22 protein-coding genes and 1 tRNA gene are annotated in these 23,841 nt (G+C 74.1%); 13 read left to right on the top strand and 10 right to left on the bottom strand.

Annotated features, from left to right (window positions below):
• Positions 1-23: 23 nt before the first annotated feature.
• On the bottom strand, positions 24-1,085 hold the full coding sequence (locus ABD353_RS01350; RefSeq protein ID WP_344621555.1) for a right-handed parallel beta-helix repeat-containing protein: 1,062 nt from the start codon (positions 1,083-1,085) through the stop codon (positions 24-26).
• Between the two features lie 732 nt (positions 1,086-1,817).
• Between ABD353_RS01350 and ABD353_RS01355 the strand changes: the two genes are divergently transcribed.
• From ABD353_RS01355 to ABD353_RS01365, 3 genes are read left to right on the top strand one after another with little or no spacing between them, the layout of a single operon-like run.
• Positions 1,818-2,612 carry a hypothetical protein gene (locus ABD353_RS01355; protein WP_344621556.1) on the top strand — a complete coding sequence of 265 codons (795 nt, stop codon included), beginning with the start codon at positions 1,818-1,820 and terminating at the stop codon, positions 2,610-2,612.
• Positions 2,613-3,158 carry a cysteine/serine endopeptidase inhibitor gene (locus ABD353_RS01360; protein ID WP_344621557.1) on the top strand — a complete coding sequence of 182 codons (546 nt, stop codon included), beginning with the start codon at positions 2,613-2,615 and terminating at the stop codon, positions 3,156-3,158.
• Between the two features lie 39 nt (positions 3,159-3,197).
• Positions 3,198-4,889 (top strand): AMP-binding protein, encoded by a 1,692-nt coding sequence (locus ABD353_RS01365; RefSeq protein WP_344621558.1) that lies wholly within the window; start codon positions 3,198-3,200, stop codon positions 4,887-4,889.
• 91 nt (positions 4,890-4,980) lie between these two features.
• Here ABD353_RS01365 and ABD353_RS01370 read toward each other — a convergent pair whose 3' ends face one another.
• From ABD353_RS01370 to ABD353_RS01380, 3 genes are all read right to left on the bottom strand, one after another.
• A complete protein-coding gene (locus ABD353_RS01370) occupies positions 4,981-5,742 on the bottom strand; it encodes an SDR family NAD(P)-dependent oxidoreductase (RefSeq protein ID WP_344621559.1) in 762 nt (253 codons plus the stop codon).
• 41 nt (positions 5,743-5,783) lie between these two features.
• Positions 5,784-6,923, bottom strand: coding sequence for an acyl-CoA dehydrogenase family protein (locus tag ABD353_RS01375; protein WP_344621560.1), 1,140 nt, complete (start codon positions 6,921-6,923; stop codon positions 5,784-5,786).
• Positions 6,924-7,172: 249 nt separating this feature from the next.
• A tRNA-Leu gene (locus ABD353_RS01380) sits at positions 7,173-7,257 on the bottom strand.
• Between the two features lie 242 nt (positions 7,258-7,499).
• On the opposite strand from ABD353_RS01380, the gene ABD353_RS01385 reads away from it, so the two are divergent.
• From ABD353_RS01385 to ABD353_RS01395, 3 genes are all read left to right on the top strand, one after another.
• Complete coding sequence (locus ABD353_RS01385) at positions 7,500-8,837, top strand: M20/M25/M40 family metallo-hydrolase (protein WP_344621561.1); 1,338 nt, start codon at positions 7,500-7,502, stop codon at positions 8,835-8,837.
• Positions 8,838-9,109: 272 nt separating this feature from the next.
• Complete coding sequence (locus ABD353_RS01390) at positions 9,110-9,349, top strand: chaplin (protein WP_344621562.1); 240 nt, start codon at positions 9,110-9,112, stop codon at positions 9,347-9,349.
• 227 nt (positions 9,350-9,576) lie between these two features.
• Positions 9,577-10,335, top strand: a complete 759-nt coding sequence (locus ABD353_RS01395) for a chaplin (RefSeq protein ID WP_344621563.1) — start codon at positions 9,577-9,579, stop codon at positions 10,333-10,335.
• A 94-nt stretch (positions 10,336-10,429) separates the two neighbouring features.
• Here the strand turns inward: ABD353_RS01395 and ABD353_RS01400 are convergent, their stop codons facing one another.
• Positions 10,430-10,639 (bottom strand): DUF5703 family protein, encoded by a 210-nt coding sequence (locus ABD353_RS01400; protein WP_411543675.1) that lies wholly within the window; start codon positions 10,637-10,639, stop codon positions 10,430-10,432.
• Positions 10,640-10,998: 359 nt separating this feature from the next.
• Between ABD353_RS01400 and ABD353_RS01405 the strand changes: the two genes are divergently transcribed.
• Positions 10,999-11,616, top strand: a complete 618-nt coding sequence (locus tag ABD353_RS01405) for a hypothetical protein (RefSeq protein WP_344621564.1) — start codon at positions 10,999-11,001, stop codon at positions 11,614-11,616.
• 67 nt (positions 11,617-11,683) lie between these two features.
• Here the strand turns inward: ABD353_RS01405 and ABD353_RS01410 are convergent, their stop codons facing one another.
• Entirely contained in the window at positions 11,684-13,636 is a 1,953-nt protein-coding gene (locus ABD353_RS01410; RefSeq protein WP_344621565.1) for an ATP-binding domain-containing protein, read from the bottom strand.
• A 24-nt stretch (positions 13,637-13,660) separates the two neighbouring features.
• Positions 13,661-14,641, bottom strand: coding sequence for an aldo/keto reductase (locus ABD353_RS01415; protein WP_344621566.1), 981 nt, complete (start codon positions 14,639-14,641; stop codon positions 13,661-13,663).
• Between the two features lie 202 nt (positions 14,642-14,843).
• Between ABD353_RS01415 and ABD353_RS01420 the strand changes: the two genes are divergently transcribed.
• Positions 14,844-15,890 carry an LLM class F420-dependent oxidoreductase gene (locus ABD353_RS01420; protein ID WP_344621567.1) on the top strand — a complete coding sequence of 349 codons (1,047 nt, stop codon included), beginning with the start codon at positions 14,844-14,846 and terminating at the stop codon, positions 15,888-15,890.
• Between the two features lie 74 nt (positions 15,891-15,964).
• Here the strand turns inward: ABD353_RS01420 and ABD353_RS01425 are convergent, their stop codons facing one another.
• Positions 15,965-16,945, bottom strand: coding sequence for a magnesium and cobalt transport protein CorA (locus ABD353_RS01425; RefSeq protein WP_344621568.1), 981 nt, complete (start codon positions 16,943-16,945; stop codon positions 15,965-15,967).
• 107 nt (positions 16,946-17,052) lie between these two features.
• On the opposite strand from ABD353_RS01425, the gene ABD353_RS01430 reads away from it, so the two are divergent.
• From ABD353_RS01430 to mshC, 4 genes are all read left to right on the top strand, one after another.
• On the top strand, positions 17,053-17,742 hold the full coding sequence (locus ABD353_RS01430) for a histidine phosphatase family protein (RefSeq protein WP_344621569.1): 690 nt from the start codon (positions 17,053-17,055) through the stop codon (positions 17,740-17,742).
• An 82-nt stretch (positions 17,743-17,824) separates the two neighbouring features.
• A complete protein-coding gene (locus ABD353_RS01435; RefSeq protein WP_344621570.1) occupies positions 17,825-18,388 on the top strand; it encodes a DUF3090 domain-containing protein in 564 nt (187 codons plus the stop codon).
• Positions 18,358-19,230 (top strand): SCO1664 family protein, encoded by an 873-nt coding sequence (locus ABD353_RS01440; RefSeq protein WP_425555051.1) that lies wholly within the window; start codon positions 18,358-18,360, stop codon positions 19,228-19,230. Before ABD353_RS01435 ends, ABD353_RS01440 begins: the two co-directional genes overlap by 31 nt.
• Before the next feature lie 85 nt (positions 19,231-19,315).
• Entirely contained in the window at positions 19,316-20,545 is a 1,230-nt protein-coding gene (gene mshC / locus ABD353_RS01445; RefSeq protein WP_344621571.1) for a cysteine--1-D-myo-inosityl 2-amino-2-deoxy-alpha-D-glucopyranoside ligase, read from the top strand.
• Positions 20,546-20,707: 162 nt separating this feature from the next.
• Here the strand turns inward: mshC and ABD353_RS01450 are convergent, their stop codons facing one another.
• Positions 20,708-21,664, bottom strand: coding sequence for a PAC2 family protein (locus tag ABD353_RS01450; RefSeq protein WP_344621572.1), 957 nt, complete (start codon positions 21,662-21,664; stop codon positions 20,708-20,710).
• 158 nt (positions 21,665-21,822) lie between these two features.
• Positions 21,823-22,623 carry an SGNH/GDSL hydrolase family protein gene (locus tag ABD353_RS01455; protein ID WP_344621573.1) on the bottom strand — a complete coding sequence of 267 codons (801 nt, stop codon included), beginning with the start codon at positions 22,621-22,623 and terminating at the stop codon, positions 21,823-21,825.
• A 201-nt stretch (positions 22,624-22,824) separates the two neighbouring features.
• Here ABD353_RS01455 and ABD353_RS01460 point away from each other — a divergent pair, with 201 nt between their 5' ends.
• On the top strand, positions 22,825-23,838 hold the full coding sequence (locus tag ABD353_RS01460) for a LacI family DNA-binding transcriptional regulator (RefSeq protein ID WP_344621574.1): 1,014 nt from the start codon (positions 22,825-22,827) through the stop codon (positions 23,836-23,838).
• Positions 23,839-23,841 lie beyond the last annotated feature (3 nt).

The following is a 23,841-nucleotide window of genomic DNA, read 5'->3' on the forward strand; positions in this document are numbered from 1 at the left end:
CGGCGGGTTGCTCGGGCGAGGGCTCAGCAGCGGCCGGCCGGCTCGGAGACGCCGCAGGTGTTGCGGGTGAAGGTGTTGCCGGTGCCCTTGTCGCGGTCGGCCAGGTCCGCGGGGCCGTTGTCGGCCAGTACGTTCCCGGTGACGGTGATCCGGTTGTTGGGCGTGCCGGTCACGCTCGGGAAGAGCACCACGCCGCCGGACATCGGCGAGTCGCCGCGGTTGCCCTCGATCTGGTTGCCGGACACCACGGAGTCCTCGGCACCGGTGAAGAGGATGCCGGTGCCCTGGATGAAGGCCAGCCGCGGGTTCGGCGGGCAGTACTTGTTGTTCTCGTGGACGTAGTTGCGGTTGACGCTGATCGCGCCCGGCTTGGGCGAGCCCTCGTCGCCGACCACGAAGACGCCGCCGCAGTTGCCGCTGATGTCGTTGGCGTCCACCGCCAGCGTCCGGGCGCGCCGGACGACCACGCCGATCCGGTTGCCGGACAGCCGGTTGCCGCGGATCACGGTGCCCTGGGTGTCGATGGCACCGCCCTCGTGGGCCACCGAGTTGGCGAGGAAGATGCCCGCCTGCACGTTGTCGGCGGCCTCGTTGCCGGTCAGCGTGGCCCGGATCGACTTCTCCTGGCTGATGCCCTGGTTGCCGTTGTGGAAGGCACCGACGTCCATGATCCGCAGGTGGTCGGTGTTGGAGGCGTCGATGCCGTTCATCCGGTAGCCGGAGACGGTCAGCGAGCCGATCCGGACGTTGTTCACCTTCTGGTCGTCCGTGCCGGCCACGCAGATGCCGTGGCCCGCCGTGGCGCAGGCGTTCCCGGTCTGCGCCGGGTCCGGGACGAGGACGGTCGACGGACCGACCCCGCGCAGGGTGATGTCCGAACGGGTGATCAGCACGCTCTCGTGGTACGTGCCGGGCATCAGCTGGACGGTGCTGCCCGGGGCGGCCGCGTCGACCGCCTTCTGGATGGACTCGCCGGGGAAGACGGTGCGCATCGAGGACGCGGCCTGGGCGGGCGGGACCGCCCCCAGGCTCGCGACCAGGGCGGCGAGGCCGCCGGCGAGGTAGTGGGTCCGTCGCATGGACATGGAACTGGGGCCTGCTTTCGGGGGTACAAGGGTCGGGCGGGCGCCGGGATCGGCGCGCCCGGTGCGGGGGTGCGGGGTTCGCGCGGTGGGGGTCGTGGGGCCGCAGGGTGCCGTGGGGGACAAGGGGTGTGGGGTCATGTGGAGGTGGCGCGCCGGGCGCGGGGGCGGAGGGCACGGGGGCGTGGGGGAGCGCAGGGAGCCTCCGTCCCCCCGAAGCTAGGACCGCCCCAGGGGGCCCGCCACTCGGGTGGGCGGTTCGGTGACGATCCCTCACCTGACGGAGTGGCGCATGTGGCTGACCGTCATGCACGCGGGCCCGCCCCGACCGTCCCCGCCGCCGTCCCCGTCACCGTCGCTCCGCACAGCCGGGCGGGGTCGGCGGCGGAATGCCCGCTCCCGAAGGGCGGACACCCCGGAGGTCGGCAGGTGCGCCCCGCCGCACCGTGGAGGACGGTGGACGGTGCGTGCCACCGGGACACGTCCGGCCCGGCGCCGACCGCGTCCCGGGTGAGCAGCCGGGCACCGGGCTGCGCACCGGCCGGTCGTGACCGGGGCAGCCCCGGTGCGGTGGCCCAGGGCCGATCGGGCGACCGCCGCGGAAGTTTCCGGAGGCCGTGCGGCGGCGGGGCGAGCGTGCCCCGCAGGGCGCCCGGACGGGGCGGCCGAAGGGCAGCCCCCGGGCACCGGTGCGACCATCGTGGGCAGGGGTGCGACCTTCGGAAGGTGCCGCTGATGCATGCCTCGCGGGCGACCGCCCGGCAGTACCGGTCCCACAGCAGGCCCACGGGCCGGCCCGTACGGACGCGGCTGCTGGCCGCCCCGCTGCTCGCCCTGACCCTCGCGGGCACGGCCGCCTGCAGCGGGTCCGGCGGCGATCCCGCCCCGGCCTCCGCCCCGGCACCCGCCTCCTCCGGCAGCCCCACGGCCCCCGCGCCGCTGCCGACCTCCGAGGACCTCCGCAGCGCGCTGCTCACCACCGAGGACCTCGGCCCGGCCTTCGCCGAGACCCTCCCGGCCGACGGTGCCGAGGACCAGGGCACCAGCGGCTGCCCGCTGCTCACGGAGATCCTCAACGGGCAGGGCGAGCCGCGGCCCGGCGCCGTCCGCGAGCAGACCGAGTTCACCACCGCCGAGTCCAGCCCGTACCTCGGCGAGTCGCTGCTCACCGAGGAGCAGGGCGCGCTGGCGGACGACCACGCCAAGGTCGCCGAGGCGCTGCGCACCTGCGAGGCGCTCACCTTCACCGGCGACTCGACCTCCGTCACCTTCACCCTCACCCCGATACGCTTCGGCGGGCTGGCGACCACGGCGGTGCGGATGGACGGCGTCGTCGACGGGGTGCTGCTCAACGGCTACCTGGCCGTGGAGCAGATCGGCCCGGCCGTCCTCACCTTCTGGTACTTCCAGGCCGGCGGAGCCTCCGCCCAACTCGCCGACGAGGTCTACCGCGCCGCTGCCGCCAAGGTCCTCCAGGTGCTGGTCGAGGGCGACGTGGCGAGCGGGTCGGCCGCGGCCGCCGGCGTCTGAGTGGGCGTCAACTCGTCCGGTCGGAGCGGTGGGAGGCGGTGGACCGCCGTCGTCGTCAGCGCGGCGGTCGTCCCCGTCCTGGGTGTCGGAGCCACCGCGGGCGGCCTCCCGATCGGCCAGGCCCGGACGGGCCGGGCGACCTGGTACGAGGACGCCGGCACCGGCGCCTGCGGAACGGCGGTCGACGCCGCGACCGAGGACCTCGCCGCCGTTCCCGCCGCCTGGTGGACGGCCGCCGACCCGAACGCCGACCCGCTCTGCGCGGGCGTCTCGGTGCAGGTCGACTACCGGGGGCGGACCATCACCGTCCCGGTCCGCGACCAGTGCCCCGGCTGCCCGGCCGAACAGCTCGACCTCAGCCGGCCCGCCTTCCAGCGGCTCGCCGACCTCGGCCTCGGCGTCCTCGACGGGATCACCTGGAAGTTCGTCGACTCCGGGCGTGGCGGCGGCGGTAGTGGGGGCGGCGGTGGGGGTGCCGGAGGTGCGCGGGAGTCCGGACACGTTCGCGAACTTCCGGCGGGGGCCGGTGCCCCGGCGGCAGGATGAGCGGAGAGACGGTTCCGATCAGCACCGAGGAGACAGGCCATGGGTCCGGTCGACGAGTTCCGCGCGGCCCGCGACGTCCTGCTGCGCCACCGCACCGATTACGACGCCGCCCGCCGGGAGTTCCGCTGGCCGCAGCCGACGGCCTTCAACTGGGCGCTCGACTGGTTCGACCGGATCGCCGAGGGCAACGACCGGCGGGCGCTCTGGGTGATCGACGACGACGGCACCGAACACACCCGTACCTTCCGCGAGATGGCGCACCGCTCCGACCGGGTGGCCAACCACCTGCGGGCGCTCGGCCTGCGGCGCGGCGACCGGATGCTCGTCATGCTGGGCAACGTGCCGGAGCTGTGGGAGACCATGCTCGGGGCGATGAAGCTCGGCGTGGTGGTCATCCCGGCCACCCTGCTGCTCAGCGCCGACGACCTGCGCGACCGGCTGGAGCGCGGCCGGGTGCGCGCCGTGGTCGCCGCCGCCGAGGTCGCGGACCGCTTCGCCGGCCTGCCCGGTGCCGACCTGCGGATCGCGGTGGGCGGCGAGCCCGAGGGCTGGCACCGGTACGCCGACGCGGACGGCGCCGCCGACACCTTCGAGCCGGACGGGCGGACCCCGGCGGACGATCCGCTGTTGCTCTACTTCACCTCGGGCACCACCTCCCGGCCGAAGCTGGTCGAGCACACCCACACCTCGTACCCGGTCGGGCACCTGTCGACGATGTACTGGATCGGGCTGCAGCCGGGGGACGTCCACCTCAACATCTCCTCGCCGGGCTGGGCCAAGCACGCGTGGAGCAACCTCTTCGCGCCGTGGAACGCCGAGGCGACCGTGCTGGTGCTCAACCACGCCCGCTTCGACGCGGACCGGCTGCTGGAGGTGCTGGAGCGCTGCGGCGTCACCACGCTGTGCGCGCCGCCGACGGTGTGGCGGATGCTGATCCAGGCCGACCTGACGTCACGTCGGCTGTCCCTGCGGGAGCTGGTGGCCGCGGGCGAGCCGCTCAACCCGGAGGTCGTCGAGCAGGTGCGCAAGGCCTGGGGGCTGACCGTCCGGGACGGTTTCGGGCAGACCGAGACCACCGCGCAGATCGGCAACAGCCCCGGCCAGCCGGTGAAGCCGGGTTCGATGGGCCGCCCGCTGCCCGGCTACCACGTCGCCCTGCTGGACGCCGAGGGCAACCGCGCGGAGGAGGGCGAGCTCAGCCTCGACCTGGCCCGCCGCCCGGCCGGGCTGATGCGCGGCTACGCGGGCGACGAGGAGAAGACCGCCGAGGCGATGCGCGACGGCCACTACCGCACCGGCGACGTCGCCTCGCAGGACGCGGACGGCTACGTCACCTACGTCGGCCGCGCCGACGACGTGTTCAAGGCGAGCGACTACCGGATCTCGCCGTTCGAGCTGGAGAGCGTGCTGATCGAGCACCCGGCCGTCGCGGAGGCCGCGGTGGTGCCCTCGCCGGACCCGGTGCGGCTCGCGGTGCCCAAGGCGTTCGTCGTCCTGGTGCAGGGCCGGGAGCCGAGCGCCGACCTGGCCTGCGACATCCTGCGCTTCACCCGCGAGCGGCTGAGCGCCTACAAGCGGATCAGGCGGCTGGAGTTCGCCGCCCTGCCGAAGACGATCTCCGGCAAGATCCGCCGGGTGGAGCTGCGGCAGCACGAGCAGCAGCACGGCGAGCGGCGGAACCCGAACGAGTACTGGGAGTCGGACTTCCCGTCGCTGAAGGACTCCCGATGAAGGGCTGAACGCGGCGAGGGCCGAACGCGGCCGAGGGCCCGCCCCGTCGGGGTGGCCGGCGTAGCCCTCGGCGTGCCGTACGGCGTTCGGCTCAGCGGGCGGTCATCCGCAGTGCGCCGTCCATCCGGACGGTCTCGCCGTTGAGGTAGTCGTGCTCGGTGATCATGGTGACCAGGCGGGCGTACTCCTCCGGCCGGGCGAGCCGCTGCGGGAAGGTCACGCTCGCGGCCAGGCCGGCCCGGACCTCGTCGCTGAAGCCGGCCATCATCGGGGTGTCCACGATGCCGGGGGCGATGGTGACCACGCGGATGCCGAACTGGGCGAGGTCGCGGGCGGCGGTGATGGTCATGCCCGCCACGCCGGCCTTGGAGGCGGCGTAGGCGATCTGGCCGACCTGGCCCTCGAAGGCCGCGATCGAGGCGGTGTTGACGATCAGGCCGCGCTGGCCGTTCTCGTCGGCGCCGTGCTCGGCGATCGCCTCCGCGGCCAGCCGCATCACGTTGAAGGTGCCGAGCAGGTTCACGTTCAGGACCGCGCGGAACAGGTCGAGGTCGTGCGGACCCTTGCGGCCCAGGACCCGGGCCGAGGGGGCGATGCCGGCGCAGTTGACGGCCAGCCGCAGCTCGGCGCCGTCGGCCTCGATCCGGGCCAGCGCCTCGCGGACCGGCCCCTCCTCGGTGACGTCGGCCGGGAGCAGGGTGACCCCGTCCGGCTGCGTGCCGGCGGCGGCGACGGCCTTGTCCAGGTCCAGCCCGTAGACGGTGGCGCCGCGGGCGGCGAGGGCGGCGGCGGTGGCCGCGCCCAGGCCCGAGGCGGCACCGGTGACCAGGGCGGCGGAACCGGCGATGTCCATGGAAGTCTCCTCGGTGGCGGTGGCGGTGGCGGTGGGACGGGTCAGCGGGCGAGGCCGCGGCTGATGACGAGGCGCTGGATCTGGTTGGTGCCCTCGAAGATCTGCATGATCTTCGCCTCGCGCATGTGGCGCTCGACCGGGAAGTCGCGGGTGTAGCCGTACCCGCCGAGGACCTGGACGGCGTCGGTGGTCACCTTCATGGCGGCGTCGGTGGCGATCAGCTTGGCCACGCTGGCCTGCCGGCTGAACGGGCGGCCGGCGTCGCGGCGGCGGGCCGCGTCCAGGTAGGTCGCACGGGCGGAGTCGACCGCGGCGGCCATGTCGGCGAGCAGGAAGCCCAGGCCCTGGTGGTCGATGATCTTCCGGCCGAAGGTGGTGCGCTCGTTGGCGTAGTCGACCGCGGCGTCCAGCGCGGCCTGGGCGAGGCCGGTGGCGCAGGCGGCGATGCCGAGGCGGCCGTTGTCGAGCGCGCTGAAGGCGATCTGCAGGCCCTGGCCCTCGGTGCCGATCAGGCGGTCGGCGTCGAGCACCGCGCCGTCCCAGAAGGCGGAGGTGGTGGGCACGGCCTGCAGGCCCATCTTGCGCTCGGGCTTGCCGAAGGTCAGGCCCTCCGTCGCGCCCGGGGCGAGGAAGCAGGAGACGCCCTTGGCGCCGGGGGCGGTGCGGGCGAAGAGGGCGTAGAAGTCCGCCTTGCCGCCGTGGGTGATCCACGCCTTGGTGCCGGTGATCCGGTAGCCGCCCTCGACCGCCTCGGCCTTGCAGTTGAGCGAGGCGGCGTCGGAACCGGCCTGCGGCTCGGAGAGGCTGTAGCCGCCGATCGCCGCGCCGGCCAGCATGTCGGGCAGCCAGCGGCCCTTCTGCTCGTCGGTGCCGAAGGCGTAGAGCGGGTGGCAGGCCAGGGTGTGGACGCTGGTGGCCACCGCGACGGCGGCCCAGCGGGCGGCGAGCTCCTCGAGGACCTGGAGGTACACCTCGTACGGCTGGCCGCCGCCGCCGTACTCCTCGGGGTAGGCCAGGCCGAGCAGGCCGGCCTTGCCGAGCAGGGCGAACAGGCCCTCGGGGTAGGTCTCGTCGTTCTCGTGCCGGTCGACACGCGGTGCCAGTTCCCGGTCGGCGATCTCGCGGGTGAGCGAGATCAGGTCCTCTGCCTCCTGGGTGGGGAGGAGCCGGTCGACGGCCATGGCGGACTCCAAGTGGTACTCGAAGCGGTACGTCAGTACCGCATAGCGTAGACCAAGGTGGTCGCGCGAGGTACCGGGCGGGTGGGGGCCGGGACCGGGGGTGCGGAAGGGCCGGAGTCCGGGCGGCCGGGAGGGGGCGGGCCGGGAGGGGGCGGGCCGGGAGGGGCAGGCGCGGGAGTGCGGCAGGAACGTGCCGGGGAAAACGAAAGGTGCCCGACCAGATCACTCTGGTCGGGCACCTTCGTACTGTGTCCGAGGGGGGACTTGAACCCCCACGCCCGATAAAGGGCACTAGCACCTCAAGCTAGCGCGTCTGCCATTCCGCCACCCGGACCGGGTGTCGTCTCCGCGGCTGCGCGCCGCGTTGACGTGCTCAACTGTAGCAAAGATCGGCTTGCGGTCCCAAAACCGCCCCCGCGGGGTGCCGGCGGGCTTCGATCCGCGGGCGGATGGCCTTGGGGTGCGACGGATGCTGGGGGAGGATGGCGGGACGGTGCCCGCGGTGCCCCGGCGTGGGGCCGGGCGGCGCCGAGGTGCGCAGGGCGGGCCGGAGACGACCGGAGACGAGGAGTGGCCGTGAGTGAGCCGAGTGCGGAGCGGGCTGGAGCGCCGAGGGTGACGGCCGAGTCGGAGGTCGCCGACATCTGCCGCGACCTGATTCGGATCGACACCAGCAACTACGGGGACGGCTCCGGGCCGGGCGAGCGCAAGGCGGCCGAGTACGTCGCCGAGATGCTGGCCGAGTTCGGCGTCGAGCCGAAGATCTACGAGTCGGCCAAGGGGCGGGCCTCCACCGTCGTGCGGATCGAGGGCGAGGACCGCTCGCGGCCCGGCCTGCTGATCCACGGCCACACCGACGTGGTGCCGGCCAACGCCGCGGACTGGACGTACGACCCCTTCTCCGGCGAGATCGCCGACGGCTGCGTCTGGGGCCGCGGTGCCGTCGACATGAAGGACATGGATGCGATGACGCTCGCCGTCGTCCGCGACCGGCTGCGCACCGGCCGCAAGCCCCCGCGCGACCTGGTGCTGGCCTTCGTCGCCGACGAGGAGGCGGGTGGCACCTACGGCGCCCGGTACCTGGTCGACAAGCACCCCGAGCTGTTCGAGGGCGTCACCGAGGGCATCGGCGAGGTCGGCGGCTTCTCCTTCACCGTCAACGACCAGGTGCGGCTCTACCTGGTGGAGACGGCGGAGAAGGGCATGCACTGGATGCGCCTGACCGTCGAGGGCCGGGCCGGGCACGGCTCGATGGAGAACGACGACAACGCCATCACCGAGCTGTGCGAGGCGGTCGCCCGGCTCGGCCGCCACCAGTTCCCGCTGCGGATCACCAAGACCGTCCGCGCCTTCCTGGACGAGCTCTCCGACGCCCTGGGCGTGAAGCTCGACCCGGAGAACATGGACGAGACGCTGCGGGTGCTCGGCGGCATCGCCAAGATGATCGGCACCACCCTGCGCAACACCGCCCAGCCGACCATGCTCGGCGCCGGCTACAAGGTGAACGTCATCCCCGGCCAGGCCACCGCCCACGTGGACGGGCGCTTCCTGCCCGGCTACGAGGAGGAGTTCCTGGCCGAGCTGGACTCGGTGCTCGGCCCCCGGGTCAAGCGCGAGACCCTGCACTCGGACAAGGCGATCGAGACCGGCTTCGACGGCGCCCTGGTCGAGGCCATGCAGTCGGCGCTGCGGGCCGAGGACCCGATCGCGCGGGCCGTCCCCTACTGCCTGTCCGGCGGCACCGACGCCAAGTCCTTCCAGGACCTCGGCATCCGCTGCTTCGGCTTCGCCCCGCTGCAGCTCCCGCCGGACCTCGACTTCGCCGGCATGTTCCACGGCGTGGACGAGCGGGTGCCGGTGGACGGCCTGAAGTTCGGCGTCCGGGTGCTGGACCGCTTCCTCGACGCCTGCTGAACCGCTCCGCAACGGCTCCGGCCGACCGCGAACGGCCCGCCCCGGGAATTCTCCGGGGCGGCCCGTTCGCATGGTACGAGGGAATGATTTGGGACGCCCTCGACCGGCTCTGAAGAAACGATTCCTCGCGCTTTCCCATGGTCGGTAGTCCGTTCGGATCATCACCGTTGCGGGTGAATGGGGAAACTCCTCCGCACCCCGTTCGCAGCAGCCTCGTTCACCCCTGTGTGCAGCCCGGGGGAACGGGCCGCAGGTATCGACCAGGAGGACTCATGAAGGTCAACAAGAAGATCGCCGCCGTTGCCGCCGCCGCCGGTGGCCTGGTGCTGGCCGGCGCGGGTGTCGCCGCGGCGGACGCGGGCGCCCAGGGCGTCGCGGCCGGCTCCCCGGGCGTGCTGTCGGGCAACCTGATCCAGGTGCCGGTGCACGTCCCGGTCAACGTCTGCGGCAACACGGTCAGCGTGATCGGCCTGCTCAACCCGGCGTTCGGCAACAGCTGCGCCAACGTCTGAGCGGGTCCGGGCGCCGAGCCCGGTCTTCCGGCACGTGCCCCCGGCCGCGGGATCCCCGCGGCCGGGGGCACGTCCGTCTGCGGACGGCAAGGGCTTTCGGCGTGCCGCTCACTCGATCGGATGAAGCTCGGGTGTCAGGTTCAACTTGTGGCCGCACCGCTCGTTGTGCGGTGTACGGGCGAGGCCCTCAGAAAGAATTCCGACCATCAGACGAATCAGGGGAGTCAATGCGACAGGTCGCAAAGAGGGGAATCCTCACCGCCGTCGCCACCGGCAGTGTGCTGGCCTCCACCGCGGGCTATGCGTACGCGGCCGGCAGCGAGGCCCAGGGTGTCGCGGCGAACTCTCCCGGCGTCGGCTCCGGGAACACGGTGCAGGCCCCGGTGGACATCCCCGTGAACGCGTGCGGCAACACCGTCAACGTGATCGGGCTGCTCAACCCCGCGTACGGCAACCAGTGCGGCAACGTCTCGCACGGCGGCGGCTCGGGGGCCACCGGGGGTTCCGGGGGTTCGACCGGCACCGGCGCGTCGACGGGCACCGGCAGCCACGCCGGTGGGTCCTCGGCGAGCGGCGGCAGCCAGGGCTCGCCGGGCGTGGTCTCCGGCAACACCGTGAGCGTCCCGGTCAGCGCACCGGTCAACGCCTGCGGCAACACCGTCGACGTGGTGGGCCTCGGCAACCCCGCGTACGGCAACTCCTGCGGCAACACGCACGTCCACGAGACCCCGCCGCCGCCCACCCGGCCGGAGGAGTGCGGCTGCACCGAGACCCCGCCCCCGCCGAAGACCCCGGAGACGCCGTCCAACGGCACCCCGCGCTCCGGTGAGGGCACCCCGCGGCCGGTCACCGTGGCCGCCCCGGCCACCCCCGACCACCTGGCGTCCACCGGCGCCTCCGGCCTGGAGTTGATCGCCCCCGCCGGTCTCGCGCTGCTGCTCGGCGGCGGCGTGCTGTACCGCCGCTCGCGGGCCGGCGCCCGCTGACCGACCCCGCCACCCCCGGCCGTGCCCGGGGTCGTCGACCCTGCTCATGCCCCTGCCGGGCCCCGCGGCCCGGAGGCCGTGCCGGGGCCCGCCCTCACCAGCTGCGCGTCTGCCGGATGATCCGGCGGCGCAGCCGGACGGTCCGGCTGCCGTCCGGGTAGAGCCGCAGGCGGTCCAGCTCCCAGTGGCCGTACTCGGCGTGCTCGGTGAGCAGCTGGCGGGCCGCGTTGCGGCTCGTGCCGCGCGGCAGGCGCAGCGACTGGTACTCGTACTCGGGGGTCCGGACCAGTTTGGGTGGGGTCAAGTTCTCCTCCTGCCTCCGTGCCTTGGCCTGAACGCAAGCCTACGGCGTGGTGCCGACGGGCGGACCGGGCGCGCGGGGCGTCCGCCAGGCCCCGCGCCCCGGCCGCCGCCGCCCCGCCCTGACGTGCGCTCAGTTCCGGTATGCCGGACCGATACCCCGGCGCGGGCCGGTCGATGCCGGAGGCCCTCTGGCGGGACGCCGCGCAGGTGGTGCGGGCTCCGGGGCGGCCCCGGAGCGCTGCCGTCCGGTGAGTACAGAAGCACACGGATCGGACATCCGGGCAGAAGTTGTCGTGAATTCGCGGGCGTAGGTGACAACCCCTGTGCGTGCGGTCACCGGGGCGGGATAGCGTCTGCACCATGTCTGATGCCGCGCAGCTCACCATCAATGAGGTACGGGCCGCCGCCGAGGCGGTCAAGGCCGCGATCGACCGGCACCTTGAGGCCGTGGCCGGCACCACCGAGGAGGGCGATCCGGCCGTGGTCGCCGCGTACGAGGACCTGGCGGCGGCGGCAATCACCTACGACCAGCTGCTGTACGAGGTCTTCGACGAGGTCACCCCCTTCGAGGTGCCGGGCGACGGCAGCGAGGGCGGCTACACCGGGCCGGAGCAGCCCGAGGCGATCAGCGTGCTGATCCGCCGGGACTACCTGGTGGCCGACCCGAAGCGGCTGCGGGACCAGGCCGAGCGGGTGGACGACTCGCTCACGCCGGGCGGCGACACCGCCGCGGGCGTGAACGCGGCGATCGGGGTGCTGTTCGGCGAGTACGAGCCCGACGAGATCGCCGCACGCTGCGAGGAATTCGGACTGGAGGAGGGCGACTCCACGCTGTGGGTCTCCGCGAGCGAGCCCTCCGAACCTGGCGAGTGGCTGCCCGAGCCGTTCGACGCGGCCGACCCGCAGCTGCTGATCTGCCGGTTCGACATCAGCGAGGTCTACGACGACGACCCGGACGCCTTCGAGCCGGAGTCGTGACCGGGCGGTGAGCACAGGAGGGGCGGGGCCCGGCGGCCCCGCCCCTCCGGCACGTCCGCGGCCCCGCTCAGCCCTCCTGGCCGGTGTGCTCGGCGAGGATCGCCCGCAGCCGGGTGGTGCGCGGTGCGGCGGGCCGCTCGGCGACCGCCTGGGCGAGCGCGGGCCCGGCCGGATGCACCACGGAGAGGTGGCGCTGGGCGCGGCCGAAGGCCGTGTACACCCACTGGCGGGTGAGGCCCGCGGCGGCGTCCCCGGGCACCACGACCACCGCGCCGGGCCAGCGCCGGCCGACCGCCTGGTGCGCGGTGAGCGCCCAGCCGTGCCGCAGCCGGGCGGTCTGCGCGGGGGAGAGGGTGAGCCGGCTGCCGTCGGACAGCTCCAGGTGCAGCCCGGCGGCACCGCCGTCGAGGACCCGGCCGGGCAGGGTCGTGCCGGGCGTCGGCGACCAGGCGACGCGGTCGCCGGGGTCGAAGCCGCCGAAGGCGCCCGGGCCCGGGTTCAGCCGGGCCTTGGCCGCGGCGTTCAGCGCCCGGGTGCCCGCACCGCCGCCGTGGCCGGCGGTGATCAGCACGACCTGCTCGGCGGGGATGCCGAGCGCCCGCGGGATCGAGTCGGCGAGCAGCTGGACGGCCCGGTGGACGGCCTCGCCGGCGTCCTGGACGGCCAGGACGACCACCTCCTTGTCCGGCGCGTCGACGGGCTGGAGCTCACCGATCGAGATGCCGGACACCAGCTCGCCGATCGGCCCCTCGTCCGGGGTGCGGGAGGCGACGACCGGGCACGCCTTGGCAGCCGTCAGATCGGCCAGGAAACGGCCGGGGCCGGCCGACCAGAGCTGGTTCGGGTCGCCGCTGAGCACCAGCCGGGTGCCGTCGGCGAGCGCCTCCAGCAGGGTCGCCGCCAGCTCGACGTCGAGCAGTTGGGCGTCCGGGACGACCAGCAGGTCGAGGGCGAGGGTGCCGTCCTCGGCGCGGCCGGGACCGCCGGCACCGAGCAGCTCGGCCAGGGTGGCGAGGCGCCCGGCCGCCGGGGAGCCGTCGAGCAGCCCGGCGAGGACCGTACGGCCGTGGTCCGTCCAGGTGCCGGCCCAGGCGCGCAGGCCGAGCCCGTCCGCGGCGCGCAGCAGTGCGGCCAGCTCGGCGCGGGAGGCCTCGCCACCGGTGTGCACGACCAGCGCGCTCCCGGAGACGGCCCGGAGCAGCGCGGTGGCGGAGGAGGAGGGCGCGGCCGCGGCGGCGGCCTCCCAGGCGGCCGGGCCGGGGGCGGCCGGCGCGATCCCTGCTGTGCCTTCCTCGGCTTCCGTGGCTTCGGGTTCGGCGTCGGGTTCGGCTTCGGCGTCGGTGCCCGGGACGAGGGTGGACTGCAGCCGCACCAGGGACTCGCCGAGGCTCTCCTCCGCGAGCGCCAGACGCTCCAGGGCCAGCAGGGTGCGGGTCGGCGGCTCCTCCTCGTCGTTGCCGTGGTGGCCGGGCAGCTCCTCCTGGAAGGCCATCGCCCGGCCGTCCACCACGGCCTCCTGCAGGGCGGCCGCGGCGTCCGGCAGCCGCAGGCGCTCCAGGCCGGCCGCGACCTCGCCGATCTCCTGGGCGGAGTGGCCGCGCAGGGCGGCCTGCTCCAGCACCCAGGGCACCAGGGCGGCGGCGCGGCGCGGGTCGCCCGGCCCGGCGGCGGGGCCGAGCAGGCCGCGGGCGAAGCCGTCCGCCTGCTCGGGGCGCACCCCGGGCAGGGTGAGCACGGCCCACGGGTCCTCGCGCTGCTGCTCGGCGGCGGGCTCACCGAGGGCGGCCACCGCGGGCCCGGCCAGATCGGCGGGGGCGCCGCCGGCGGCCAGCACCTCGGCGGCGGCCGCGAGCGCGGCGGCCCGCTGCTCGTCCGTGCGCGGGGTGTCCGTGCGCGGCGCGTCCGGCTCGGCGGGCTCGGCGGCGGGCCCCGACGACGCCCCCGCCGCGCGGATCGCCTCGGCCAGTGCGGCGACGGCCTGGGCCTGCCGCTCCGGGGCGCTGTGCTCCGCTTGCGTCATCGATGTCTCCTCACGGCCGGCGGTTCACAGCTCCGTCCAGCCCTGGTCCGGGTAGCGGTGCACCGGTGCCGACACGTCGTCCAGCGCACCGCGGATCTCACCCGGAAGCGTAAGGGCCTCCGCCGACAGGGTGGTCTGCAGCTGGGCCGCGGTGCGGGCGCCGACCAGGGCGCTCGCCACGCCGGGCCGGTCGCGGACCCAGGCGAGGGCGACCTTCAGCGGGCTGGTGGCGAGCCCGTCGGCGGCGGTGGCGAGGGCGTCGACGATCCGCCGGGACCGCTCGCCGAGGTACGGCTGCACGATGCCCGCGTGGTGCGGCGAGGCGCCGCGGGACTCCGCGGGCACCCCGTGCCGGTACTTGCCGGTGAGCACGCCCCGGCCGAGCGGCGAGGAGGCGAGCAGGCCGACGCCGGCGTCCAGGGCGGCCGGGAGCACCTCGCGCTCCAGACCGCGCTGGAGGAGCGAGTACTCCAGCTGCGCGCCCGCCAGCGGTACCCGCGCCGGGTGGCCCTGCTGCCGGGCGGCGGACTTGGCGAGCTGCCAGCCGCTGAAGTCGCAGACCCCGGTGTAGCGGGCGCGGCCGCTGGTGACGGCGATGTCGAGGGCGTGCAGGGTCTCGTCCAGCGGGGTGGCCGGGTCGTGGCCGTCGACCTGCCAGAGGTCGACGTGGTCGGTGCCGAGGCGGTGCAGCGAGGCGTCGAGGGCGGCGAGCAGGTGGCCGCGGGAGGCGTCGCGGCGGCGGCCGGGCCGGTTGCGGGCGCCGGCCTTGGTGGCGATGACCAGGTCGGCGCGGGGGACGAGCCCGTCGGTGAGCCGGGCGAGCAGGTACTCGGCGCCGCCGTCGGCGTACGCGTCGGAGGTGTCCACCAGGGTGCCGCCGGCGTCGACGAAGGCCTTGAGCTGCTCGGCGGCCTCGTGCTCGTCGGTGTCGCGGCCCCAGGTCATGGTGCCGAGGCCGAGCCTGCTCACTGTCAGGCCCGTTCTGCCGAGGTGGCGCAGTTCCATCGGGAGGGCCCCTCCGTCGTGGCTGAAAACCGCAGGTGGGGGCGGACCCCCTTGCTGGCAGAGCGTAGCGGCCCGGGAACGCGGCGTTGCGGACGACCCGCGCGGCGGCGTGACGCAGGCCACTCCTACCGGCCAGTAGCCTTTCCTCGGGCGGCGCGGCTACGCTCGCCGCAAGGACCGAACGGAAGGTGTGGGCACCGTTATGCGACTGGGCATCAACCTCGGCTACTGGGGACTCGGCATGGACGCCGACAACATCGCGGTCGCCCAGGAGGCCGACCGCCTCGGCTACTCGGTCTGCTGGGCCGCCGAGGCGTACGGCTCCGACGCGGCGACCGTCCTCAGCTTCGTCGCCGCCAAGACCGAGCGGATCGACGTCGGCTCGGCGATCTTCCAGATCCCGGCCCGCACGCCCACCATGACCGCGATGACCGCGGCCACCCTGGACACCCTCTCCGGCGGCCGCTTCCGGCTCGGCCTCGGCGTCTCCGGCCCGCAGGTCTCCGAGGGCTGGTACGGCGTCAAGTTCGACAAGCCGCTGGCCCGCACCCGCGAGTACGTGGAGATCATCCGCAAGGCGATGGCCCGCGAGCGGGTCGTCCACGAGGGCGCCACCTGGACGCTGCCGCTGCCCGGCGGCCCCGGCAAGCCGATCAAGCTCACCGTGCACCCCGTCCGCGAGCACATCCCGCTCTACATCGCCGCGATCGGCCCGAAGAACCTGGAGCAGACCGGCGAGATCGCCGACGGGTGGCTCGGCATCTTCTTCGCCCCCGAGCACGCCGCGCTCTCCATCGACCCGCTGAAGGCCGGCCGCGCCAAGGCCGGGCAGACGCTGGACGGCTTCGACCTCTGCCCGACCGTCGCCATCTCGGTCGGCGAGGACGTCAAGGCCGCCGCCGACAGCCAGCGCTCCTACGCCGCGCTCTACATCGGCGGCATGGGCAGCAAGGAGAAGAACTTCTACAACCAGCTCGCCCGCCGCATGGGCTACGAGCAGGCCGCCGACGAGATCCAGGAGAAGTACCTGGCCAAGGACTACGCCGGCGCGGCCGCGGCCGTCCCGCACGACCTGATCGACGCCACCGCGCTGCTCGGCACCACCGAGCGGATCGCCGACCGTATGCAGGCCTACGCCGACGCGGGCGTCACCACGCTGACCCTCGCCCCGGCCGGCTTCACGCTGGAGGAGCGGATCACCGCCCTGCGCACCGGCGTCGAGGCGCTGGAGCGGGCCGGCCTGGCCTAGGCGGTCGATTCAGGGGCGTGTGGGGGCACCCCCCACACGCCCCTGATGGTGGCCTTCCGAGTGCCCTTGGAAGGTCAGAGCCAGCCGGCCCGTTTGAACAGGCGGTGCAGCACCAGGCAGACCAGGGCCATCAGGGCCAGTGCCGCCGGGTAGCCCCAGGGCTGGTGCAGCTCGGGCATGTACCGGAAGTTCATCCCGTAGATGCCCGCGATCATCGTCGGCACCGCCGCCAGTGCGGCCCAGGCCGAGATCTTCCGCATGTCGTCGTTCTGCTGCACGCTGACCTGGGCCAGGTTGGCGTTCAGGATGTCCGAGAGCAGCCGGTCCAGCGCCTCGACCTGCTCGGTGGTCCGGGTCAGGTGGTCGAGCACGTCCCGCAGGTAGGGCTGCAGGGCGTCCGGGACGAACGGCACGCCGCCGCGCACCAGCCGGGTGGCCGGCTCCAGCAGCGGTGCGCTCGCCCGCCGGAAGGCCACCACCTGCCGCTTGAAGGCGTAGATCCGCTCGGCGGCACCGCGCGTCCGCCCCGGGGCGAACACGTCCGCCTCCAGCTCGTCCAGGTCGGACAGCAGCGTCGCGGAGAGGTCGAGGTAGCTGTCCACCACCAGGTCGCAGACCGCGTACAGCACCGCCGCCGGGCCCAGCCGCAGCAGGTCCTGCCGGTCCTCCAGCTCCTTGCGCATCGCGCCCAGCGGGCTGGCCTTCCCGTGCCGCACGGTGATCGCGAAGCAGTCGCCGACGAACACGAGCACCTCGCCGGTCTCCACCGTCCGGTCCGACCCCCGGTAGCCCAGGGTCTTGACCACGGTGAGCAGCGCGTCCGGGTAGACCTCCATCTTGGGGCGCTGGTGCGCCGCCGTCAGGGCGTCCTCCACCGCGAGCGGGTGCAGCGAGAACTCGGAGGAGACCAGGTCCAGTTCCTCCGGCGTCGGCTCGTACAGCCCGATCCAGAGGAAGCCGTCACCGGCCGCCCGTACGGCGTCCAGCGCGTCCGAGAAGTCCGCGGGGCCCTCCACCCGGCGGCCGTCCCGGTACGTGGCGCAATCGACGATCATGCGGGCATTCTCCCGTGCCGGGGCCCGAACGGTCATCACATCCCTTGAACGCACACCCGATGGGCACCCGTGCCCCACCCGGCACCCCAGGCCGTAGGCTAGTCCGCATGCCCACGCTGCTGCTCGTCCGCCACGGCCGATCGACCGCCAACACCGCCGGCGTCCTGGCCGGCTGGACGCCCGGCGTGGAACTCGACGACACCGGCCGCGAGCAGGCCGCCGGCCTGGTCGGACGGCTCTCCGGGCTGCCGCTGGCGCACGCCGTCACCAGCCCGCTGGAGCGCTGCCGGCAGACCGTCGCCCCGCTGCTCGCCGCCCGCCCCGAACTCGCCGCCGCCGCCGTCGACGAGCGGCTCGGGGAGTGCAAGTACGGCGACTGGACGGGCCGCCCGCTGCACGAGCTCGCCAAGGAGCCGCTCTGGCGCACCGTGCAGGACCACGCCTCCGCCGCCGTCTTCCCCGGCGGGGAGTCGCTGCGCGACCTCAGCCACCGCACCGTCGACGCCGTCCGCGAGTGGGACGCGAAGGTCGCCGCCGAGCACGGCGAGGACGCCCTCTGGCTCGCCTGCACCCACGGCGACGTGATCAAGGCCGTGGTCGCCGACGCGCTCGGCCTGCACCTCGACCAGTTCCAGCGGATCTCCGTCGAGCCCTGCTCGGTCACCGCGATCCGCTACACCCCGCACCGCCCCTTCCTGTTGCGCCTCGGCGACACCGGCGGCCTCGCCGGACTCGCCCCGAAGCAGCAGCCCGCCCAGGTGCCCGGCGGCGACGCCGTGGTCGGCGGGACGAGCTGAGCCAACCGGTCGCCGCGTCCGTGCGGCGCACGTCGTAGGGTGGCCGATGAGCCCCCGTCCGATCCCGATCCGGAGCGAGAGAGTGCCCCGTCAGGTCTTCTTCTACGACCAGCCAGAGCGGTTCGTGGCCGGCACCGTCGGCCAGCCCGGATCCCGGGCGTTCTACCTGCAGGCCAGCGCCCGGGGCCGGATCACCAGTGTGCTGCTCGAGAAGGCCCAGGTGGCCGCGCTCGCCGAACGCGTCGAGGAGGTCCTCGACGAGGCGCTGCGGCGCAGCGGCGGCTCGTCCGCGATCCCCGCCGTCGCCCCCACCGAACTGCTCGACAGTGCGCCGCTCGACCTGCCGCTGGAACAGGAGTTCCGGGTCGGCACCATGGCACTCGCCTGGGACAGCGTCGACGAACGGCTCGTCGTCGAGGCCCAGGCCCTGGTGGAGGACGCCGAGGAGGACGAGAACGCCCTCTACGAGGACGACGAGAACGGCCCCGACATGCTGCGGGTCAGGCTCACCGGCGCGATGGCCCGGGTCTTCGCCAAGCGCGCCCTCGACCTGGTCGCGGCGGGCCGCAGGCCCTGCCCGTTCTGCAACCTGCCCCTCGACCCGGAGGGCCACCTGTGCCCGCGCGCGAACGGATACCGGCGCTGAGCGCGGACGCCCTCCCGGGCACCGACCCGGCCATCAGCGCGGCGCTCGCGGCCGACGCGCCCGCGGCCCTGGCCCTGCTCGGCGCCGGCGAACTCGTCGTGCACGGCCGCCTCACCGACGCCTCCAACGCGGTGCTGTACTGCACGGTGACCCTGGACGGCACCACCGCCCCCTGCGTCTACAAGCCGGTGGCCGGCGAACGGCCGCTCTGGGACTTCCCGGACGGCACCCTCGCCGGCCGCGAGACCGCCGCGTACGAGCTCTCCGCCGCCACCGGCTGGGCGCTCGTCCCGCCCACCGTGCTGCGGGACGGCCCGGCCGGCCCCGGCATGGTGCAGCTCTGGGTCGAACCCGACCCCGGGGCACCCGAACTGCTCGACCTCCAGGACCCGGCCGGACCGGACGAGGGCTGGCTGCCGATCGTCCGCGCCGAGGTCGAGGGCGGCCGCACCGCCCTGCTCGTCCACCGCGACGACGAACGGCTGCGCCGGCTCGCCGTCCTCGACGCCGTGATCAACAACGCCGACCGCAAGGGCGGCCACTGGATACCCGCCGCCGACGGGCGGATCTACGGCATCGACCACGGCGTGACCTTCAACACCGAGAACAAGCTCCGCACCCTGCTCTGGGGCTGGGCCGAACAGCCGCTCACCGCGGAGGCCGTCGAGGTGCTCGGCCGGCTCGCCGCCGAACTGCCCGGAGCCCTGGGGGAGCGGCTGCGGCCGCACCTGACCCCGGCCGAGCTGGAGGCCGCGGCCCACCGGATCGACGCCCTGCTCAAGGCCGGACGACACCCGCTGCCCTCCCCGCACTGGCCCTCGATCCCCTGGCCGCCGCTCTGAGGCACGGCAAGCGGAGGGGGAGGATTCCGGCCGATCCCGAACACTGGTTAGCCTTTCAAATGATCGCCCGGTTAGAGTCGGAACCATGCATGCCTGGCCCGCCTCCGAGGTTCCCGCCCTGCCTGGTCAGGGGCTTCCCCTCCGTGTCTTCGACACCGCCACGAGCAGTGTCCGCGAGATCGTGCCCGAGGGCCCGACCGCCCGCCTGTACGTCTGCGGCATCACCCCGTACGACGCCACCCACCTGGGCCACGCCGCCACCTACAACACCTTCGACCTGGTGCAGCGGGTCTGGAAGGACGCCGGCCACGACGTCCTCTACGTCCAGAACGTCACCGACGTCGACGACCCGCTGCTCGAGCGTGCCGTCGCCACCGGCCAGGACTGGACGGAGCTCGCCGCCCGCGAGACCGCCCTCTTCCGCGAGGACATGACCGCCCTGCGGATGCTCCCGCCCGCCCACTACGTCGGCGCCGTCGAGTCGATCCCGTGGATCGTCCCGCTCGTCAAGCAACTACTCGCCACCGGCGCCGCCTACGAACTCGACGGCGACATCTACTTCTCCGTCGACGCCGACCCGCACTTCGGCGAGGTCTCCGGCCTCGGCCGGGACGCCATGCTGCCGGTCTTCGCCGAACGCGGCGGCGACCCCCAGCGCCCCGGCAAGAAGCACCCGCTGGACGCCCTGCTCTGGCTCTCCGCCCGCCCCGGCGAACCCGCCTGGGACACCGAGCTCGGCCACGGCCGGCCCGGCTGGCACATCGAGTGCGTCGCCATCGCCCTGAAGTACCTCGGCATGTCCTTCGACATCCAGGGCGGCGGCAGCGACCTCTCCTTCCCGCACCACGAGATGGGCGCCGCCCACGCGCAGGTCGCCAGCGGCGAGCACCCCTACGCCCGGGCGTACGTGCACGCCGGCATGGTCGCGCTGGACGGGCACAAGATGTCCAAGTCCCGCGGCAACCTGGTGTTCGTCTCCAAGCTGCGGCGCGAGGGCGTCGACCCGGCGGCGATCAGGCTCGCCCTGCTCGCCCACCACTACCGCAGCGACTGGGAGTGGACCGAGCAGGACCTCGCCCAGGCCGAGAAGCGGCTCGCCCTCTGGCGCGCCGCCGTCTCCCGGCCGGACGGGCCCCCGGCGGAGGGGATGCTCGCCGAGATGCGGGCCGCCCTCGCGGAGGACCTGGACGCGCCGGGTGCGCTGGAGGCGGTGGACCGCTGGGCCGCCGCGCAGGCCGCCGACGGCGGCAAGGACATCGGGGCGCCGGGGCTGGTCTCCCGCGCGGTGGACGCGCTCCTGGGCGTGGCGCTCTAGTCGGGGCAGGCCCGAAAGGGGCGCGTGGAACTGTGCAGTCCGAGAACGGACGGCCGTGAAGTTCCCCGCGCCCCTTCTTCGCGTTGACGTGAATCGTGCGCGGAGCCGTACCCGGGTTGCGCAGTTCTCCGCGCCCCTTGGGGGTGCCCCTGGCGGTTGCCCCTACTCGTCGGTGCCGGGCTTGTCGTCGGGGTCGTCGTCCGCCTTGTCGTCCTCGTCCTTGTCGGGCTTGGACTCGGTGGCGTGGCCGGCGACGGGCTTCTCGCCGGTGGGGCCGAGGTTCTCGCGCCGCCGCAGGTACCGCTCGAACTCGCGGGCGATGGCGTCGCCGGACGCCTCCGGCAGTTCGGCGGTGTCCTGGGCCTCCTCCAGCTGCTGCACGTACTCGGCGACCTCGCTGTCCTCGGCGGCCAGCTGGTCCACCCCGAGCTGCCAGGCGCGGGAGTCCTCGGCCAGTTCGCCCGGCGGGATCCGCAGGTCGAGCAGGTCCTCCAGCTTGTTGATCAGCGCCAGGGTGGCCTTGGGGTTGGGCGGCTGCGCCACGTAGTGCGGCACCGCGGCCCAGAGCGTCACGGCCGGCACCCCGGCGTGCGCGCAGGCCTCCTGCAGGACGCCGACGATGCCGGTCGGCCCCTCGTACTTGCTCTCCTCCAGGTCGAGCGTGCGGGCGAGCGCCGCGTCCGAGGTGACGCCGCTGACCGGGACGGGGCGGCTGTGCGGGGTGTCCCCGAGCAGGGCGCCGAGGATGACCACCAGCTCGACGCCCAGCTCGTGGGCGAAGCCGAGCAGCTCGTTGCAGTAGGAGCGCCAGCGCATGCTGGGCTCGATGCCGCGGACCAGCACGAGGTCCCGGGTCTTCGGCTCGTTCACCCGGACCACCGAGAGGCGGGTGGTCGGCCAGGTGATCCGGCGCACGCCGCCGTCCAGCCAGATGGTGGGGCGGTTGACCTGGAAGTCGTAGTAGTCCTCGGCGTCGAGTGCCGCGAACACCTTGCCGCCCCAGGTCTCGTCCAGGTGTCCGACGGCGGCCGAGGCGGCGTCGCCGGCGTCGTTCCAGCCCTCGAAGGCGCAGATCATCACCGGGTCGATCAACTCGGGAACGTCCTCCAGCTCGATCACCCAGCGTCTCCCTCCGTCGACCGGTGCCGCCCCCCTCCCGGTCCGTGGACCGGTGGCCGGCTGCCGGCCTGTCGAACCTCGCGTGGAACGCCCCGTTCCACGGTCCCTACCTGCCCAGCCTACGGGCTTTGATGCCTTCCCAGGCCGGAGTGGGAAGCCTATCCGAGCGCGGCGTCCGACACGCTCGGCAGGTAGCCGCCGGACTGCCCGGCGGCCTTCGGGTGGTACGACTCCCAGAGCGGCAGGGTGATCGGGTGGATCCACTCGTCCGGGCCGCCCCGGCACGCTCCGTGTCCGTCGAAGCCCGCCCGGACGTCGGCGAAGCGGAAGCCCTGCTTGGCGGACTGACGCTCGATCAGGTCGTCCAGCGCGTCGGTGAGGGCGTTGAAGCGGGCCCGGCGGGCCTCGGTGCCGATCAGGCAGGTCGCGGCGGTGCCGAGCAGGTGGGGGTAGCCGGTGACGACCACGCGGGCCGCGGGGGCCTTGGCGTCCAGGGCGCGGTACAGCGTGTCGAGGCGGCCCGGGAGCTCCTCGCGCAGCCGGCGCTCGGACTCGTCCAGGGCGGCGTCGCAGTGCGCGTCGGTGGTGAGCGGCTGCAGGCAGGCGACGACGGCGTCGCCGAAGCCCAGGTCGTTGCCGCCCACGGTGAGGGTGACGAGGGTGGTGTCGGCGGGCACCCGCGGGACCTGGTCGCGCTCCACGTCGGCGGTGGCGGCGCCGTTGCAGGCGGCGAAGAGGAAGTCGGCCGGCCCGTTCGCGGCCCGCCAGAGCTCCGGGTAGGAGCGGGTGGAGCGGCGGCAGCCGGCGCTCACCGGGTCGTAGGCCCCCGCGCCCACCCCGGCGGCGTAGGAGTCGCCGAGCGCCGCGTAGCGGGCGGCCGGGGCGGCGCTGGCCGGGGCCGCGGCGGGCAGCAGGAGCAGGGGAGCGGCGGCGAGGGCGGTGAGCAGTCGGGGGTGCACGGGGGTACTCCGGTTCTGCGGGGGAGGGAAGCCTGCGGGGGAGGGCCTGCGGGAGGGCCTGCGGGGGATCCGAAGGGCGGCGAGGGCGGCGCCGGATGACGTGCCGTCACGCATGGTAGTCATTCGCATGCGGAACGCGAGCGCGACAAGCTCTGCAAATTCACGCAAGCCGTTTGCGTTTTTTGCCGTACACTCGCAGCCATGACACGACGACTTGCCGAAGTGGCGAAGAAGGTCGGGGTGAGCGAGGCGACCGTCAGCCGGGTGCTGAACGAGAAGCCCGGCGTCTCCGAGGCGACCCGGGCCGCGGTGCTGACCGCGCTCGACGTGCTCGGCTACGAGCGCCCCACCCAGCTGCGCGGCGAGCGGGCCCGGCTGGTCGGCCTGGTCCTGCCGGAGCTGCAGAACCCGATCTTCCCCGCGTTCGCCGAGGTCGTCAGCGGTGCGCTGGCCGGCCAGGGCTTCACGCCGGTGCTCTGCACCCAGACCGCGGGCGGCGTCTCCGAGGCGGACTACGTGGACCTGCTGCTGGAGCAGCAGGTGTCCGGCATCGTGTTCTTCGGCGGCCTGTACGCCCAGGGCGACGCCCCGCACGAGCACTACGACCGGCTCGCCGAGCGCAGCCTGCCGACGGTGCTGCTCAACGCCGCCATCGAGGACCTGGACTTCCCCCGGGTGTCCTGTGACGACGCGGTCGCCGTCGAGCAGGCCGTCGGCCACCTGCACCAGTTGGGCCACCGCAAGATCGGCCTGGTGCTGGGCCCGGCCGACCACGTGCCCTCGCAGCGCAAGCTCGGCGCGGCCCGTGCGGCGCTGGCCAGGGCCGGTGTCGACCTGCCGGACGAGCACGTGGAGCAGGCCCTGTTCAGCCTGGAGGGCGGCCAGGCGGCGACCACCCGGCTGCTGCGCCAGGGCGTCACCGGCGTGGTCTGCGCGAGCGACCCGCTGGCGCTCGGGGCCGTCCGCGCGGTGCGCCGGGCGGGCCTGTCGGTGCCCGGCGACGTGTCGGTGATCGGGTACGACGACTCCTCGTTCATGATGTGCACCGACCCGCCGCTGACCACGGTGCGCCAGCCCATCGAGGCGATGGGGCGGGCGGCCGTCGAGCTGCTGGTGGGTGAGATCGCCGGGGTGAAGGTGACCCACGACGAGCTGCTCTTCGAGCCGGAGCTGGTGGTCCGGGGGTCCACCGCCCCGATGCGCGACCGGGGTTGACGA

Source organism: Kitasatospora arboriphila, assembly GCF_039528095.1.
Taxonomy (GTDB): Bacteria; Actinomycetota; Actinomycetes; order Streptomycetales; family Streptomycetaceae; genus Kitasatospora; species Kitasatospora arboriphila.